This is a genomic window from Nitrosospira sp. Nsp14 (genome assembly GCF_900113575.1).
In the GTDB taxonomy this organism is placed as follows: domain Bacteria; phylum Pseudomonadota; class Gammaproteobacteria; order Burkholderiales; family Nitrosomonadaceae; genus Nitrosospira.
Genome location: NZ_FOPV01000005.1, coordinates 45,420 through 60,637, shown reverse-complemented (window position 1 = coordinate 60,637; position 15,218 = coordinate 45,420). Strand labels below are relative to the sequence as shown.

17 protein-coding genes and 1 pseudogene are annotated in these 15,218 nt (G+C 56.9%); 13 read left to right on the top strand and 5 right to left on the bottom strand.

The genetic code is table 11. The features are described 5' to 3' along the window. Positions 1-60: 60 nt before the first annotated feature. The 6 genes from BM022_RS04690 (at position 61) to BM022_RS04665 (ending at position 4,008) form a co-directional block, all read left to right on the top strand. A complete protein-coding gene (locus tag BM022_RS04690; RefSeq protein ID WP_091137304.1) occupies positions 61-714 on the top strand; it encodes a BON domain-containing protein in 654 nt (217 codons plus the stop codon). A gap of 120 nt (positions 715-834) precedes the next feature. Continuing rightward, positions 835-1,422 (top strand): redoxin domain-containing protein, encoded by a 588-nt coding sequence (locus tag BM022_RS04685; RefSeq protein ID WP_143079519.1) that lies wholly within the window; start codon positions 835-837, stop codon positions 1,420-1,422. Then, entirely contained in the window at positions 1,341-1,823 is a 483-nt protein-coding gene (locus BM022_RS04680) for a DsbA family protein (protein WP_091137302.1), read from the top strand. The genes BM022_RS04685 and BM022_RS04680 overlap by 82 nt, the downstream gene beginning before the upstream one ends. Positions 1,824-1,967: 144 nt before the next feature. Beyond that, the gene (locus BM022_RS04675) at positions 1,968-2,396 is read left to right on the top strand and encodes a PRC-barrel domain-containing protein (RefSeq protein ID WP_177191623.1); all 429 of its coding nucleotides are present in this window, start codon (positions 1,968-1,970) and stop codon (positions 2,394-2,396) included. A gap of 254 nt (positions 2,397-2,650) precedes the next feature. Next, the gene (locus tag BM022_RS04670) at positions 2,651-3,634 is read left to right on the top strand and encodes a DnaJ C-terminal domain-containing protein (protein ID WP_091137301.1); all 984 of its coding nucleotides are present in this window, start codon (positions 2,651-2,653) and stop codon (positions 3,632-3,634) included. Continuing rightward, positions 3,631-4,008 (top strand): chaperone modulator CbpM, encoded by a 378-nt coding sequence (locus BM022_RS04665; RefSeq protein ID WP_256208933.1) that lies wholly within the window; start codon positions 3,631-3,633, stop codon positions 4,006-4,008. Before BM022_RS04670 ends, BM022_RS04665 begins: the two co-directional genes overlap by 4 nt. 380 nt (positions 4,009-4,388) lie before the next feature. Here BM022_RS04665 and BM022_RS04660 read toward each other — a convergent pair whose 3' ends face one another. Further along, on the bottom strand, positions 4,389-5,057 hold the full coding sequence (locus BM022_RS04660) for a DUF899 domain-containing protein (protein WP_091137300.1): 669 nt from the start codon (positions 5,055-5,057) through the stop codon (positions 4,389-4,391). 829 nt (positions 5,058-5,886) lie between these two features. Between BM022_RS04660 and BM022_RS04650 the strand changes: the two genes are divergently transcribed. Next, positions 5,887-6,093, top strand: coding sequence for a hypothetical protein (locus BM022_RS04650; RefSeq protein ID WP_091137295.1), 207 nt, complete (start codon positions 5,887-5,889; stop codon positions 6,091-6,093). Positions 6,094-6,117: 24 nt separating this feature from the next. Further along, the gene (locus BM022_RS04645) at positions 6,118-6,975 is read left to right on the top strand and encodes a hypothetical protein (RefSeq protein WP_091137293.1); all 858 of its coding nucleotides are present in this window, start codon (positions 6,118-6,120) and stop codon (positions 6,973-6,975) included. Positions 6,976-6,995: 20 nt separating this feature from the next. On the opposite strand, the gene BM022_RS15910 is transcribed toward BM022_RS04645, so the two are convergent. Continuing rightward, entirely contained in the window at positions 6,996-7,160 is a 165-nt protein-coding gene (locus BM022_RS15910) for a hypothetical protein (protein WP_256208932.1), read from the bottom strand. Between the two features lie 158 nt (positions 7,161-7,318). Next, a pseudogene (locus tag BM022_RS16345) lies at positions 7,319-7,444 on the bottom strand (hypothetical protein); the annotation flags it as partial. A gap of 331 nt (positions 7,445-7,775) precedes the next feature. Between BM022_RS16345 and BM022_RS04635 the strand changes: the two are divergent. Continuing rightward, positions 7,776-9,101: a porin gene (locus BM022_RS04635; protein WP_091137439.1), complete on the top strand. Its 1,326-nt coding sequence runs from the start codon at positions 7,776-7,778 to the stop codon at positions 9,099-9,101. Positions 9,102-9,214: 113 nt separating this feature from the next. Here the strand turns inward: BM022_RS04635 and BM022_RS04630 are convergent, their stop codons facing one another. Continuing rightward, positions 9,215-9,637 carry a hypothetical protein gene (locus BM022_RS04630; protein WP_091137290.1) on the bottom strand — a complete coding sequence of 141 codons (423 nt, stop codon included), beginning with the start codon at positions 9,635-9,637 and terminating at the stop codon, positions 9,215-9,217. A gap of 592 nt (positions 9,638-10,229) precedes the next feature. Between BM022_RS04630 and BM022_RS04625 the strand changes: the two genes are divergently transcribed. From BM022_RS04625 to BM022_RS04615, 3 genes are all read left to right on the top strand, one after another. After that, positions 10,230-10,592: a hypothetical protein gene (locus BM022_RS04625; RefSeq protein WP_143079518.1), complete on the top strand. Its 363-nt coding sequence runs from the start codon at positions 10,230-10,232 to the stop codon at positions 10,590-10,592. Positions 10,593-10,668: 76 nt separating this feature from the next. Beyond that, complete coding sequence (locus tag BM022_RS04620; protein WP_091137287.1) at positions 10,669-11,187, top strand: DUF4142 domain-containing protein; 519 nt, start codon at positions 10,669-10,671, stop codon at positions 11,185-11,187. 56 nt (positions 11,188-11,243) lie between these two features. Next, positions 11,244-14,090 carry a cation-translocating P-type ATPase gene (locus BM022_RS04615; RefSeq protein WP_091137285.1) on the top strand — a complete coding sequence of 949 codons (2,847 nt, stop codon included), beginning with the start codon at positions 11,244-11,246 and terminating at the stop codon, positions 14,088-14,090. A 67-nt stretch (positions 14,091-14,157) separates the two neighbouring features. Here the strand turns inward: BM022_RS04615 and BM022_RS04610 are convergent, their stop codons facing one another. Then, positions 14,158-14,583 carry a hypothetical protein gene (locus tag BM022_RS04610; protein WP_091137283.1) on the bottom strand — a complete coding sequence of 142 codons (426 nt, stop codon included), beginning with the start codon at positions 14,581-14,583 and terminating at the stop codon, positions 14,158-14,160. A 306-nt stretch (positions 14,584-14,889) separates the two neighbouring features. Here BM022_RS04610 and BM022_RS15075 point away from each other — a divergent pair, with 306 nt between their 5' ends. Next, entirely contained in the window at positions 14,890-15,096 is a 207-nt protein-coding gene (locus tag BM022_RS15075; RefSeq protein WP_143079517.1) for a hypothetical protein, read from the top strand. Positions 15,097-15,218 lie beyond the last annotated feature (122 nt).

The window sequence follows — 15,218 nt, the reverse complement described above, 5'->3', positions numbered from 1 at the left end:
AATTTTAACCAGCGTTACCGAGATCCACACTTTCTTACATGTTTTTATCCGGGAGGCAACGTGAGATCTGATAGTGAAATCAAACAGGACGTGGAGTGGGAACTCAAGTGGGATCGCGAAATCGACGCGACTGATATCGCTGTGGCGGTCAAGGATGGCGTTGTTACCTTATCCGGCTTTGTTCGAAGCTACCTTCACAAACCTCAAGCGGAAATCGACGCCAAACGCGTTCCCGGCGTTAGAGCCGTGGCAAATGATATCGAGGTGCGATTGCCCACCAGCGGCATGAGACCAGACCCCGAGATCGCGCGAGACGCCGTGGCGGCGCTTACGCGGGAGGTGCCGGGTTCAGCGGAGCGCATCAAGGTTATTGTCAAAGATGGGTGGGTCACGCTCGAAGGTACTGCGGAATGGGACTGGGAGCGAAAGAAAGCTGAACACGCGATTCAGCAGCTCCGGGGGGTGACTCGCGTCACCAATCTGATCAGTCTGCAGCCGAAGGCCGAGCCCAGCGACATCAAGCGCAAGATTGAAGATGCATTCAAGCGGAATGCGGAAGTCGATGCGAAGAACATCATCGTAATTTCAAATGGCAGCGAGGTCACCCTGCGCGGAAGCGTCCGGTCCTGGGCTGAACGCAACGAAGCGGAAAGAGTTGCATGGTTGGCGCCGGGCGTAACAAGAGTGATCAATGAGATCACCATAAATCCATAGCTTAGCGACGGGTGCCTGGCAAGGCAAGCATGAGGCAGGAGGCAGGTATCGGCGTGTGAGCGGCGCTGGCCCCTCCTTCGTTTCTTGTTCGATCTAAATAATTTTGGAGGGCAAAATCTTATGGAAGCACTAGCGGCGGGCACAACCGCTCCCGAATTCTCATTACCCAGTACGCCCGACCAGCGGGTCGCGCTCTCCGAATTTCGCGGACGGCCTGTTGTACTGATTTTCTACCCGGCCGACTGGAGCCCGGTGTGCGGCGACGAACTCGCGCTGTTCAACGAGCTTCGCGATGAGTTTGCCAAATTCGACGCCTCGCTGCTGGGGATTTCCGTGGATGGCGCGTGGTGCCATAACGCGTTCGCCAAAGACCGTGGCTACCGAATGACGCTCCTGGCCGATTTCGAACCCAAGGGCGAAGTTGCACGCCAGTATGGTGTCTACCGAAGCAAGGAAGGCGTAAGCGAGCGTGCCCTGTTCGTCATCAAGCCCGATGGTGTGGTCCATTGGAGCCACGTCTCGCCGATTGGCGTTAACCCGGGCGCGGACGGCGTTTTGCGCGCCCTTGAATCACTTTCTGGAGGTGCATCATTAGCCTGCTCGTTCCCGTGGGTCCGAATGATCATATGCAAGGTCCTGAGACCGCGCTGCTTACGTTGGTCGAATATGGCGATTATCAGTGCCCGTACTGCGCAGTCGCGCATGTGAATGTCAGGCTGGTCCAGGATCAGCTTGGCCCCCGCCTCCGCTTCGTATTCCGAAATTTCCCGCTCACCCAGGTTCATCCGCAGGCCCAGCTTGCTGCCGAAGCGGCTGAAGCTGCTGGCGCCCAAGGCAAGTTCTGGGAAATGCATGACGCGCTCTACGAAAATCAGCCAGCGCTGAGTCCTGAGTTGATAGCAGCGCTTGCGCAAGGACTTGGTCTCGACATGGAGCGCTTGAACGAGGATCTGGCATCAGGGCGATTCCGCGAGCGTGTTAAACGCGACTTCATGGGCGGGGTGCGCAGTGGGGTGGCGGGGACCCCGACGTTTTTCATCAATGGGGAGCGTTATGAGGGCGGTTGGGATGAAGCTTCCCTTTTGAATGTACTACGGGCAGCAGCATAAGTTAGACGTATTCGGGAGGCGCTCCGGCTCGCTATGAAACTCCTGCGAACCGGGGGGCCCCGGGTAGGCGGCGCGGCTAGCCCAAGCTGGCGTGCTATTGTGGTAAGTGAACGTTGAAAAGTGAACCTTAAAAGGAGTTAAATCATGAACTTAATCCTCGGAAGAAGCATCATTATTTCTGTACTTTGCAGCCTGGCATTGATTGGGACGGCCTCTGCCCAAAGCGATGACAAGGGCGCTGTAGTACCGCCGGTCCCCGCGGGAAGGGTACCTCTGGGTGTCACCGTAGTTGAGACCGAGCTTGTTGCTACCGGCTGGCGGGCTTCCAAGCTGATCGGTACCAAAGTTCATAATGAGTCCGGCGATAAGATCGGGGAAATCGACGATCTGATCGTGAGCACCGACGGCAAGTTGACGGTGGCGATTGTGGAGGTTGGGGGCTTTCTCGGCGTAGGCAAACACCGGGTTGCGATACCGGTGCGCCAATTCACCCAGATTGCCCCAAAGGCGATACTTCCGGGAGCCACAAAGGAGGCGCTGAAGAAATTGCCTTCCTTTGTGTACGCTCAGTAACGGGCCAGCCGATAACGAGAGCAGCCGGGCAAGTATACATGGGGCTGCTCTCGGCTATAAAGGAACGGCCTCGCGATCCGCCGGTACGAATGCTGCCGCTGCAATGAATTGCCGCTACCAGGGTCAGGGCAGTCTGAGCAGGCTTGCATTCCCGATGAGAAAAGGCATGCTCTGGAATCTGTTTGTAACAGAGGAGAGTTACAGCTATGCTTGAATGAAATCCGAACGGTTGTGTTTTTTATTGCGAATCATCGATGGAATTCAAGGATTATTACAAAATCATGGGTGTGCCGCGGGATGCGTCCCAGGACGACATCAAGCGGGCCTACCGAAAACTGGCGCGCAAGTATCATCCCGACGTCAGCAAGGAACCCCAGGCCGAGGTCCGCTTCAAGGAACTGGGTGAGGCTTATGAAGTGCTCAAGGACCCCGAAAAACGTGTGGCGTACGATCGGCTCGGCAGTGACTGGAAGGCAAACCAGGAATTCCGCCCGCCCCCGGATTGGAACGCAGGGTTCGAGTTTTCGGAACGCGGGTTTGCCGGCGCCGACGCCTCCCAGCACAGCGATTTTTTCGAATCGCTGTTCGGCCATGGCTTTGGCGCGGCCCAAGGAAGACAAGGCACGCAAGACCGTCATGGCGGACGCGCCGGCGCGTTTCATGCGCCAGGCCAGGATCATTATGCCAAAGTGATGATCGACCTTGAAGAAGCATATCAGGGCGGCACCCGTTCCATTACGCTGCAAGTTCCCCAGCTGGATGCCCAGGGGCGTGTATCGACGCGCGAACACAGGCTGAATGTCGCCATTCCCAAGGGCATTCGGGCCGGACAGTATATTCGCCTTGCCGGCCAGGGAGCGCCCGGTCACGGGCAGGGCAAGCCGGGAGACCTCTATCTGGAAATTGAATTTCGCCCTCACCCGCACTATCGTGTAGAGAATGCCGACGTCTACCTTGATCTTCCGGTCGCGCCGTGGGAGGCCGCGCTGGGCGCGACGGTAAAAACGCCCACGCCGGGCGGCATCGTAGAACTCAAGGTTACTGCTGGTTCAACAACAGGACGCAAGCTCAGGTTGAAAGGGCGCGGCATACCCGGCAAAACGCCCGGTGATTTTTTTGTCGTGCTGCAAATCGTAACGCCTCCCGCCGATGATGAGACGGACCAGACGCTTTACCGCAAGATGGCGGAGCAGTTTAAATCATTTAACCCGAGGGCCAAACTGGGAGTGAGTTTATGAACGGCGAAAACGGACGGAACGACATGTCTGCCGGGCCATCATCCGGCTCTGCGAACCAGTCAGACGTGCTAAGGGGGATCATTCTCGACGAGCAGAGCGTTCTGACGCTGACCGAACTCAGCCATGTCTGCGCAGTGCAGACCGGTTATATCATCGAGTTGGTGGACGAAGGCCTGGTTACGCCGGATATCGCCACCGAAGAAAACGAACCCCAGCATTGGCGCTTCTCCGGCGCGCAGATACGCCGCGCAAGGACCGCCATGCGTCTGCAAAGCGATCTCGGCGTCAACCTCGCCGGCGCCGCCCTCGCCCTGCAGCTCCTGGACGAGATAGAGAACCTCCGCGCCCAGGTCAGGGCAATGGGCGACGAGTAGAACCTGCATCAAGGCCTACGATTGGAAGTAAACTGGGACTGCAACTCATTGCGGGATCACCCCACCACGTATCAATGATCTGCTACGCGGACGTTATCGCAACTCCGTAGACGCTGGTGAATATTGCTACGGCTCTGGGTCGTAAGCTAGAATCAGGTTGAATAATAATGTCTATCAGATTGATATTATTGGAATTATTACAATAAATGACAACAGAGCTCTGAAAGGAATTAAGTGGCACTCCAGACGCTCTATCGACATACAGGGCTGAATGATTCAGTGCGCAGAGGCAGGCTGAAGGTCCTGATTCGATAAATTATACTTCGCCTCATCCGGTTAAAGATTCCACCCGCTTGGGCTTACAACCCTAGTTGCTACACTTACGAATTCGGTTGCCGTTTCCCGTATTCATCGTGCAGCCGCCACCAGTTATATGGCTCCGTCTGCGGCGTTCCTTCTGGTGAGTCTTCCCAGGTTTCCTGCCGGCCGAGCGGCGTGAGATCGAGAAACGTCCAGACGGTCCCAAGCGTCTCAACCCCGCGTCCCGTGGTGAAATATGTGCGGTAGATATTGCCACCGTCACGATAGAAGACATTGAGGCCAAAATAGCGAGGCACGTCGAAATCCGCGTTGAAATCGTCCATGGTCGAGAACCACGGCATCTGCCAGCCCATGCGTCTCCGGAACGCCTCGATCTCGTTCACCGGCGCGCGAGAGACGAAGACCAGCGCGGTGTCGCGCGCGTGAAGATGCGCCAGATGCGGAATCTGGTCACCGACCATGCCGCACCCCACGCAAGGCGCGGGATCGGCCGGCTTGAGCATGTGATGATAGACGATGAGTTGCTTCCGCCCGCCGAACAGGCCGGGAAGATCGGTCTTGCCATCCGGTCCGTCGAATTCATAGGTCTTTTCAACCTTCATCATGGGCGCGCGGCGGCGTTCGGCGGCGAGCCTGTCATGCGCCCGCGTGAGTTCCTTTTCCTTGCTCAGCAGCGCAGCATGGGCTTCCAGCCATTCGCTGCGAGATACGATTTTTCGGTTCTCCATTTTAGCTCTCCTTTGGGACGGTCTGTGCAAGTGACGTCCCTCAATTTTCCCCACCATATCCATAGAGGTGATGCGTTCCAGCCGGGAGCTATCCCCCTTCTAGCTGCGGACCGCAATATCCTCAGATTATAGTAACTATGTATCTGTCGTCCATTGTGCCCGCTGAAAATGAGAAACGCGTGGAAGCCTCAGCGCAAGATTCCAACCTCAACCTGTCTTTGGATTTACATATGTACCTCGACCCAGAGTGGGGTCCGGTCTCTTTAGAGCATAACCCTTCTTCTGAAGCATTTCAGAAACATCCTTAGACGTTTTGCCCTTGAATGGATTCACTCCTAGTAACTTTGCAGCATCCAATCCCTTATCGACCTTGTGTACAGTCCCGATAATCGGAATGATCCCAAGCAGCCTCTCCCAGGTGCCGAGCGGCTCTTTACCGAAGAAGGTTTCCCCATATAATCGCACTGTATAAATCCAGTGGATAGCCAAAGAGAAGGCTGGTGATCGGGTACCCTAGGTCGCCCTTGGACCCGGGCGTTACGATAATCTAGCCTTGGTAACCAGAAGGATCGGGATAGCCCAGCAACACTTCCCTTGCGGCAGACGTAACGCCGCCGCCCACCATAGCGCCCTCCGTAGCGAAAGGGGCGATGAGCCGGTAGCGCGAAGCGAGGAGCGCCTTCGTGCATTCGGCCTATTCCGTCGGAACTCCGCAGGGCAGATCAAGGCCGCATAATCCGCCAACCCCCGCATAAACCTTGACATCTCCATGTTATTGTGCTACTAATTCAAACATCATTTAACGGAATAGTCGGAGCGGGCGGCAACAATGCGAGTTCTTAAGGATAAAGACCGGGTCCTGTATGACAAGCTGGTGCGCCTCGCGGGCGGCAACTCGCAAATCGTGCTCAAGGTACTTTCCAATCCGCATAGATCTTCCGTCGATCTGAGAACCGCCATCAAGGAAATTGAAGCATTGCGCAACAGTCAAACAACGTCCGCCGCGCCTTCGATGTCCCAGGCAGCACCCGCTTAAACCCTACTCCAACCCCAACCATCCATGTCCATCGCGTGGGCAACGGTCGTCATTGTTGTCCTGCTGCTTCCCGGATTCGCTTTTTTCTGGGGACTCTACTCTCCCAACCAGGTCACGCGCGAAGTGTCGCCCGCAAGCCCGCTGGCGCAACTGGCAGGCGTCGTGGTCATCAGCTTCCTGGTTCACGCCTGTGCCTACTTTGTAATCAATACCCGCCTTTGTGCCGGGTCAGGGGCGCTGCCCGCCATGCCGTGCGTGGATTTCGACGAGTTTGCCGCCTTGCTGCGCATTGAGGCCTTCACGCTGCCGGGCACCCCGCCGCGAACATTCCGCAGCATGCTCGACAGTTATGCAGGCTGGATTCTCGTTTATTTCGCCGCCACTGGCGCCATCACCGGCTTGCTCGGGTTCGCCGCCGGCAAACTAATCGAAAACGGATATCTCAGCGGGTTTACCCGTCATCGCTACCTGTTCATGCTGGAGCGGGGAAGAAAAAAGAAGGGGGCAGAACTGGTGCGCGCGCACGTCCTCTCGCGCACGCAAAACCTGAACAACGTCATCTTTTATGACGGCATTCTTCAGGATTTTTTCGCCAAGGCCGACGGCACCATCAGCTATGTGGTTCTGCACGCCGCCCGGACCTCGACGATCGAGATAACCGGCAGCGGCACCCTGCATTCCGACACCTCCACCCCGCTGGATATCCGTGGCGAAAGCCTGCAGACGAAGCCGCTGCTTGTCATCACCAGCGAGAATATCGCCAATGTCTACTTCGAGCCGCTCAACGAGGTCCGGATCGAAAGCGGCGATGACACCGACGCACTCGACCGGGCCATCGACGAACTGGAGCAGGCGAGCGCCAGGACCGGCGATGGCCAGTAGCGCGAGAACATGCCTGCGGGCTACGCTTCGCGCTTTTCCGGGATGACGTCCAGAGTCGGGATGAATGCCCCAGTCGCCACGAACTGTATTTGCAGGTCTCCGCCGTCATGAACGTGGGCAATGAAGACGCCGATCCCGGCGTTGTATGAAAGCTGGCTCGAACTGAACGCCTGGTTATCAGGCACGTAGGCATTCGCATTGATGCCGGAGAGGTCGAGCTTATCCCTTCCAAGCGGTTGAAATCCAAGATGATGTCATACTGGTGTTGTACCGAAGCGGTTCCGGCGCCGGGCTTTCGCCCACCCAGTTGTAATCGAAGATATCTTTCCCGGTGCCCGCCATCGACATAATCATTGCCATTGCCGCCTTTGAGAACGTCGTTGCCCCCGCCGCCGTAAAGGTAATCGTTGTCGTGAGCGGGGGCGCTGGCTCGACGGCACGTAGGATAAAGTTCGACACTTTTACTGATAGTGACGCCCTTGCTCTCCGCAAGGTGCGCTGCCCGCGCCGATGGCAGGCACTACCAGCCAAAGGAATACCGTCTTTTCTGAGGGATTGATGGCTGTGCGTTGAGGGCTCTTTGCAGATCCTGGGCGAAACATAACCCGAATCGGCGTCCCCCAGTCCTAAAAAACCCTGCCGCGATCAGCGTTTTTTTTTGTGCAATGCTAGGGCATGATTCACACAGGCCGATTCGAAAGCCAAGCCGAACCCGCTTCAACGACTGATAAAAACCCGATCGCGTTGCCGACGGATTCTTATACGACGTCGTGTTGCGCCCTTAAAGAATGATTACATCAATGGTCGCTATGTCAAAAAATAAAAACCAAGCAACATTCGCCGGCATCGGCATCCTCCTGTTGGTTATCGTCTTTGGCCTAAAGGATGTACATGCCAATAACCTGACAAATCTGTTCAAGGAAAACGGGTTGGAATTTGGTGGCTGGATCAACGGCGGCATTACCTATAACGCAAATAACCCATCGGATGGATTCAATGGGACGGTTACTTTCGCGGACAGAGCCAACCGGTTTCAGCTGAACCAGTTGAATTTATTTTTACAGCGTCCGGTAACATCGGAAGGCAAAGAATGGGACTTTGGCGCCCGCGTCGATTTTTTGTTTGGGACGGACGCCATCTACGCTCAGGCTTTTGGCATTTCCGCGTTCGACGAGAATACCGGTGCGCCGGCTGACAGAGGCAACTGGGATCTTAATATATGCTGTAAATCGACCCGCACCTACGGTATTGCCCTTCCGCAGGCCTATTTTGAGGCTTACGTGCCGATCGGCAATGGTCTTAATATCAAGGCCGGGCATTTTTATACCCCGCTTGGGTATGAAACAGTGCCCGCCCCCGATAACTTCTTTTATACGCGCGGTTATATTCTTAACAGCGGCGAGCCGTTCACGCACGTGGGATTGCTCGGGAATTACACTGTCAACCAGAATTGGTCCGTTTTGGGTGCGGCAACCACAGGCAGCGCAACCGGCGGCTGGGATGGCGTCTTTGATAAACAGCTGGACAATTGGGGTGGCCTGGCCGGCGTCCTATGGAGCAGCGACGATAAAAGAACCTCGGCTACTCTCGGTGGAACCTACGGAGAGACTGCGATAGGTGAACCGTGGATGATGTACAGCGTTGTCCTGCAGCATCGGATCACACCGAGGACCCATGTGGTCCTGCACCATACCAACGGCTGGGCGGCGAACATCAATCTGCCGGACGGAATCAAGAATGCCGCATGGTACAGCATCAATACGCACCTGACCTACGACCTTCTCCATGATCTGTCCGTGGGCATCCGGGCTGAGCGGTTTCACGATCGGAACGGGTGGCGCGTTTTTTCGCCCTATCGCATACTATCCGCCATGAATAATAAAGGCGTCAGCTATGCGGGCAACATTCCCTTTATCAGCGCACCCGCGGACTATTACGCAGTCACCCTGGGCATGAACTGGAAACCCGCCAAAAGAATGGGAATTGGCTGGAAGCCAGTACAGAAAGTAAACATTCGACCGAACATTCGTTATGACCGGGCAGACGGCATCGATATGGCGTTCCGGCCATTTGACGGCAGGAAGGACCAATTCCTGTTCTCAGTGGATGCTACGCTTCCGTTCTAACCCATAAGGAGAACGCTGCGCCAAGGATACTGGCGGCAAAATCCGGGAGGGCCGCAGAGGCAAGGATGCAGGTTGTTTTTCCCCCATGACGCCTCGCACCGCTATAGCCACCTCTAAAGCCCGCTCACCGCGTCGGGCGTTCGCGGAGCGGACGCGGCGTGATTTTCATTGAGCTGTGACGCCATCTGACGATGGAACGCCGCCGCGCGCATATTTTCAGCGACGGCCTTTTCGTAATTGCGGATCAAGGCGTGAGTATGGGATTGCAGGTCTTGTGCGCGCCTGCCATAAAGGTAGCTTTTATCTTCGTAATGCTCCAACAGCTCTTTTTTTTCTGCTGCTTTTGCCTGCATCTGCGCAGCGGCATCTTCATACTGCTTTGCGACGTCCTCGTGATCACTTTGGCTGGTTGCATTCGCGGCTGCCGCGTGAATCTCGGGAGTGTCAAGCGACTGCGCCGCCGTCGCGAAAGGATTCAGCAAGGCCAACAGAGCTATTATGAATGCTGCCAAATAGTTCCCGGATTTTGTTTTCATGGTAGCGGCGAACCAAAGAGGAGAAAGTAGCTGCATCCTAACCCGGTCAATGCCACGAGTATATTGGGGAAACCTTGGTTTTATGCTAGGTGAAACCCTTAGCAATAAAAATGACCATAATGATCCCATGGTCAAGCTTGGGCGCCAACGCAGACGCGGGGCCTTGGAATGATGTCCGCTCCTGATGGGGAAGAGATACTCATGTCGCTGCAGGTTTATAATCAGACGTAAGATAGATGTTGGCGAGGCTGCAAGAGCATTACTGCAATAGCAGCGTTAATGTCATTCATGAAGGCAAAGCATCCGGAAGGCTTTGATGCTTGCTGGGCGAGGGCCACATAATGCTCGCGTAGTGCTTATTCTGTGCTAAAACGAACCGAAACCAGATGCAGCGACCGTGCATACTGATTTACCGGCCGGTGGCCGGTGGCCGGTGGCCGGTGGCCGGTGGCCGGTGGCCGGTGGCCGGTGGCCGGTAAAGGGTAAAGGGCGTTTATTTATTACGCTGGTATATAACAGGCGCAAGGCCGGTGCCGGTTTTTCTGCCCGGCACTCCCGCTGATGACAACCGAGGGCAAAGATGGAAAAGAAGATGGAAAAAAAACCGCTGGTCTCATTACCCTGGCACGGGCACGAAACGATCGAGTCCATACCGGCACTGCTTGACGATGCGCTGGAGATAGAGATTACGCTCCCGTCAAACTATAATCATTCCTTGTTTTCGCTGCTGCATGGTGACGATGCGCCCGGCCGGGTTGAAGACATCCGCGCCTCAGGCAGTCCCCAACTCCTGGCGGAGATCGCAAGCGTTAAAGGCCTGGAGGAAATGTCGTCGCTGATCGAGCCGCTAACCGCGGCCGGAGCCAGGGTGCAAGTTCTCAGCCCGCCCAGGATCGTGATCACCCTGCCGGCCAGCGCTGAAAAGCAGCAACAACTGAACCGGGACATGCGCTGACTCACTGATCAAGCGGCTGACTTGGGGGTCGAATGCAGCCGCCGATTTATCCACAAACTCTCATTATGGGGAATCCATGAAGAATCTATCCGTTGTAGCCGCTGGACTGATCGCTCCCGTGTTTGCGTTTGCCGAAATCCGTGAGTTGGACGATGCGCAAATCGCCAACGTCGTGATTACCGCGCACCGGGTTGCCATCGAGACCGGCCTGCTCGCGGACTCAAAATCTTCCAACGCGGCAGTCAGGGAATACGCACAGCGAAAGATACGCGGCCACGAAAGCCTGAATAAAGAAGCTGCCGAACTGGTCGACAAGCTTCAACTGGCGCTGCGAGACAGCATGATCAACCAGGAGCTGCGGACCGATGGCGAAATGGGCTTTACCAGTCTCGCGGCAATGCAGGGGATCGAATTCGACCAGGCATACATCGAGCGGAATGTCGTTCTCTACCAGCATGTGCTGGACACGATAGACAACAGGCTGATGCCCAGCGCTAAGAGTGAAGAATTGAAGGCGCTGTTGTACAAAATGTTCGCGCCGTTATCTGATCATCTTGAGTATGCCCAGCAGATTCAGGACTCCCTGAACAAATAACGGCAACCCGGAACAGGCTCGCCGATTCTCCGATCAGCGATTCCTGGACTCAAGTCATGATTGATCCAGGCCCCCGGCACCAGCAGAAGAATCCTTATCAGCAATCTCCCGATGAGGTATTGGCGGCGTTCGCGTCGGATTCCAGGCATGGCTTGAGCGAGAGCGAAGCACGGGCGCGGCTGGATAAGTACGGCACAAATGAGCTGAAGGCGAAACAGCCTGTCCCCGGATGGAGAAAGTTTCTCGCCCAGTTCCAGAATGTGCTGGTGGTCCTGCTGCTTATCGCCACTGCCATCTCAGCCGGACTGTGGTTGTATGAGCGCGACGCGGCCCTGCCCTATGAGGCCATCGCCATTTTTGCCGTGGTGCTTCTTAACGCCCTCATGGGCTATATCCAGGAATCGAAGGCAGAGGAAGCGGTGGCGGCCTTGCGGCAAATGTCGGCGGCACAGGCCAGCGTTGTGCGCAGTGGCGAACACCAGACCCTGCCCGCAGCTCGACTCGTGCCCGGCGATATCATCCTTATCGAGGAAGGCGATACCATTCCCGCCGACGCGCGGCTGATTCATTCGGTGGCGCTGGAAACGGCGGAGGCCGCCCTTACGGGCGAGAGCACGCCGGTATCGAAATATACCGAGACAATTCCAGAAGAAGTCGAACTGGGCGACCAGCGCAACATGCTGTTCAGCGGCACGGCGGCGACTTTTGGCCGAGGCCGGGCAGTGGTGGTGGCAACGGGAATGCACACCCAGATGGGCCATATCGCCGGCATGCTCGAAGAAACGCCGCAAGAGGCGACTTCCCTTCAGAAGGAGCTTGCGCATGTAGGCAAACTGCTGGGAATCATCGTCGTTGTCATCGCTGTTGTCATGATCGCAACGATTATTCTTGTGGAGCATGTAAGCGGTTTTGCCGCTATCGTGGACGCGCTCATCCTGGGTGTGGCCCTGGCGGTCGCGGCGATACCGGAGGGACTGCCGGCGGTCGTCACCGCCGTCTTGTCCCTCGGCGTGCAGCGGATGGCGCGCAGGAACGCGATCGTGCGGCGTCTTCCGGCGGTGGAAACACTGGGCTCCGCCACGTTGGTTGCTTCGGATAAAACCGGCACCCTCACGCGGAATGAGATGACGGTGCTCGCGGTGGTCACGGCGAGCGGCAGGGTGGCGTTCGGCGGGTCGGGCTACGCGCCGCAAGGCGAAGTACGGCGCGAGGAAGATGCCGCAAATACGGAAAACCCCGCGGATCGCCAAACGAAGATAGACGGCGCCTTGCGAATCGAATTGGAACGCGCGCTCGCAGTGGGCGACCGAGCCAGCAATGCCGTCCTGCAAGAGCACGAGGGAAATTGGACAGTAAAGGGCGACCCTACCGAAGGAGCGCTTCTCGTTGCCGCGCGCAAGGCAGGACTGGAAAAGGAAGCGCTGGACGCGCGCTTCGAGCGCGTCGGAGAAATTCCCTTCTCCTCCCAGCGCAAGCTGATGACGACGATTCATACCGATGCCGATGCTCAGCTGCATGAGCGGCTGCTTGTCTTCACCAAAGGCGCACCCGACTTGTTGCTCGAGTGCTGCACATTCGAGCTGGTGGGAGAAGAGACAAAGCCCCTGACCGACCCGCGACGCACCGCCATATTGAAGCAGAATGAGGAACTTGCGAGCGAGGCGCTGCGCTCGCTGGGCGTGGCCTTCCGCTCGCTGCCTGCGGATGCGCTCGAAATCAAAGAAGTGGATGAGAGTCTTGAGCAGGATCTCGTTTTCGCGGGCTTGATTGGCATGATCGACCCCGCGCGCGAAGAGGCGAAAGAAGCGGTCACGCGCGCGAAGATGGCGGGCATACGCACCATCATGATCACCGGCGACCATCCCATCACCGCGGCCGTTATCGCCACCCAGCTCGGTATCACCGGTCACCTGAAGGCGCGGGCAGTAACCGGCGCCGAGCTGGAGAAGATGTCGGACGAGACGCTGGACCAGACCGTCAAGGAAGTATCGGTGTACGCCCGCGTCAGCCCGGAACACAAACTGCGCATCGTCAGGGCTTTGCAGCGCGGCGACGAGGTGGTAGCGATGACAGGGGACGGGGTAAACGACGCGCCTGCCCTGAAGACCGCGGACATTGGCGTAGCGATGGGTATCACGGGTACTGACGTGTCCAAGGAAGCCGCCGACATGGTGTTGGCCGATGACAACTACGCGTCCATCATCGCGGCCGTGGAAGAAGGACGCGCCATTTTCGCCAACATCCGCAAGTTCCTGCGCTACCTGCTCTCATCCAACATCGGTGAAGTGCTGGCCATGTTCTTCGGCGTGGTTCTGGCGGATATCATCGGCCTTAAAGCCGAAGAGCAACTCATCGTGCTTCCGTTGCTTGCAACCCAGCTCCTATGGATCAATCTGGTAACGGATGGCGCGCCCGCGCTCGCGCTTGGCGTCGATCCGCCGGATGCCGGCGTGATGCGCAAACCACCGCGTGCAAAAGGCGAAGGAGTGATTACGCCGCAAATGTGGTGGGGTATTGTTTACGTCGGCTTTATCATGGCTGCGAGCACGCTGGTGGTGCTGGACGCATCCCTGCCGGGCGGGCTCATAGAAGGTTCCGGCAGCATGCGTTACGCCCAGACCATGGCGTTCACGACGATTGTGCTGGCGTCCCTCTTCAACGTGATCAATGCGCGTTCGGATGAGCAGAGCGCTTTCACCGGCCTGTTTTCCAATAAATGGCTGTGGGCCTCCATCGCCCTATCAGTTCTGTTGCAGATGGCCGTCGTTTATCTGCCCTTTCTGCAAAAGGCATTTTCGACCGTTAGCTTGAGCCTCGGCGATTGGATGTTGTGCACGCTTGCCGCCAGTTCGGTACTCTGGCTGCGCGAGCTGAGCAAACTGGCAAGGCGCATAGTGCGCTGAACGGGAGACGCCATTCGGCGCCCCAGCTAGCGATTCCCTTCGTAGGATTGCGTTCAGACGTCAGGCGTCAGGGGCACGCAGCATTCCTTGGAATGCAAAGCGTGCATTCGCCGTTGTCACCCCACTCACAGCATTTGTTGGGAAAGCAGGTGCCGCCGGCAGGGCTTCCGCCCCCGCCGCCCCCACCGCCACCACCACCGCCGTTCTCGGGGACGTCAAGTACGTCTATGCAATCGCGGCAATATCCATAGAACCCGCCCAGGCAGGCCGCAAAACAGCCCACCATGGCAGGTACGTTTGGAAAGAACGCAGTGCAGCCTACGCACCCCAGGATCAAGCCGTTACACGCCAGAGACTTGAACGCTCCGCACGCCTGAGGCGCAACCAGTGCGTGATAGCCAATCTGGCCGGCGCCATTCGGGCCGCTATAGCGCCGATAGCGGCGCCTGCTTTCATATAACGATGCTTCCGCCGTAAATCCTGGCATAGTCATTTTAACCACCCTTCCGCTAAAAGTTAGTCGTCATTCCCGTCGACATCATTTAATCGGGATTCCTTGCTCCCCCATTTCTTCGAACCAACGGCGTAGCTGAAATCGGTCGTTTCTCATACCCTCTACAGTAGACGATGGCACAACCCGGAGCCGATGGTCTGTTGCCAAGGCCACAGATATCCAGACCTGAGAGCCATAGCAGCCAAAGCCAACCGCATAGGCAGTCGCGATCGTCCTGTTAGCGCCCCTCGCCAAGCCCCGTCAGGCACCCGTACGTCGAGTACAGCGAGTCGCAGAAATCCATTCATGTTTGCGTCCCGCTTCGGTAACGGGGGTAATGGGGGTAATGGGGGTAATGGGGTAATGGGACACACGGAACGGGGAAGCAAGCGCGGCGCCATTCATTATTCCGCTTTCCGCTATTCCACCATCAGGCGCCACCGTGCCCGTGATGTACTGTCACTTCCCGTCACTTTCCGGCTAGCGAATTTTTCCAACCCCTGCCTGTCATAGCAACCGCCGGAACATGTCATCTGAACGTGTCGATATGCGTTCATTGATTTAAATACGGTTATATCGAGACATTCGGATTGACGTTGCGATTTGCATGGCTTGGGAAAATAGTTCCGGTTTTG

Coding starts and splice junctions, on each gene's coding strand:
- BM022_RS04685 (WP_143079519.1), top strand. CDS start 835: ATGGAAGCACTAGCGGCGGGCACAACCGCTCCCGAATTCTCATTACCC.
- BM022_RS04680 (WP_091137302.1), top strand. CDS start 1,341: ATGCAAGGTCCTGAGACCGCGCTGCTTACGTTGGTCGAATATGGCGAT.
- BM022_RS04675 (WP_177191623.1), top strand. CDS start 1,968: ATGAACTTAATCCTCGGAAGAAGCATCATTATTTCTGTACTTTGCAGC.
- BM022_RS04670 (WP_091137301.1), top strand. CDS start 2,651: ATGGAATTCAAGGATTATTACAAAATCATGGGTGTGCCGCGGGATGCG.
- BM022_RS04665 (WP_256208933.1), top strand. CDS start 3,631: ATGAACGGCGAAAACGGACGGAACGACATGTCTGCCGGGCCATCATCC.
- BM022_RS04660 (WP_091137300.1), bottom strand. CDS start 5,057: ATGGAGAACCGAAAAATCGTATCTCGCAGCGAATGGCTGGAAGCCCAT.
- BM022_RS04650 (WP_091137295.1), top strand. CDS start 5,887: ATGCGAGTTCTTAAGGATAAAGACCGGGTCCTGTATGACAAGCTGGTG.
- BM022_RS04645 (WP_091137293.1), top strand. CDS start 6,118: ATGTCCATCGCGTGGGCAACGGTCGTCATTGTTGTCCTGCTGCTTCCC.
- BM022_RS04635 (WP_091137439.1), top strand. CDS start 7,776: ATGGTCGCTATGTCAAAAAATAAAAACCAAGCAACATTCGCCGGCATC.
- BM022_RS04630 (WP_091137290.1), bottom strand. CDS start 9,637: ATGAAAACAAAATCCGGGAACTATTTGGCAGCATTCATAATAGCTCTG.
- BM022_RS04625 (WP_143079518.1), top strand. CDS start 10,230: ATGGAAAAAAAACCGCTGGTCTCATTACCCTGGCACGGGCACGAAACG.
- BM022_RS04620 (WP_091137287.1), top strand. CDS start 10,669: ATGAAGAATCTATCCGTTGTAGCCGCTGGACTGATCGCTCCCGTGTTT.
- BM022_RS04615 (WP_091137285.1), top strand. CDS start 11,244: ATGATTGATCCAGGCCCCCGGCACCAGCAGAAGAATCCTTATCAGCAA.
- BM022_RS04610 (WP_091137283.1), bottom strand. CDS start 14,583: ATGACTATGCCAGGATTTACGGCGGAAGCATCGTTATATGAAAGCAGG.
- BM022_RS15075 (WP_143079517.1), top strand. CDS start 14,890: ATGTTTGCGTCCCGCTTCGGTAACGGGGGTAATGGGGGTAATGGGGGT.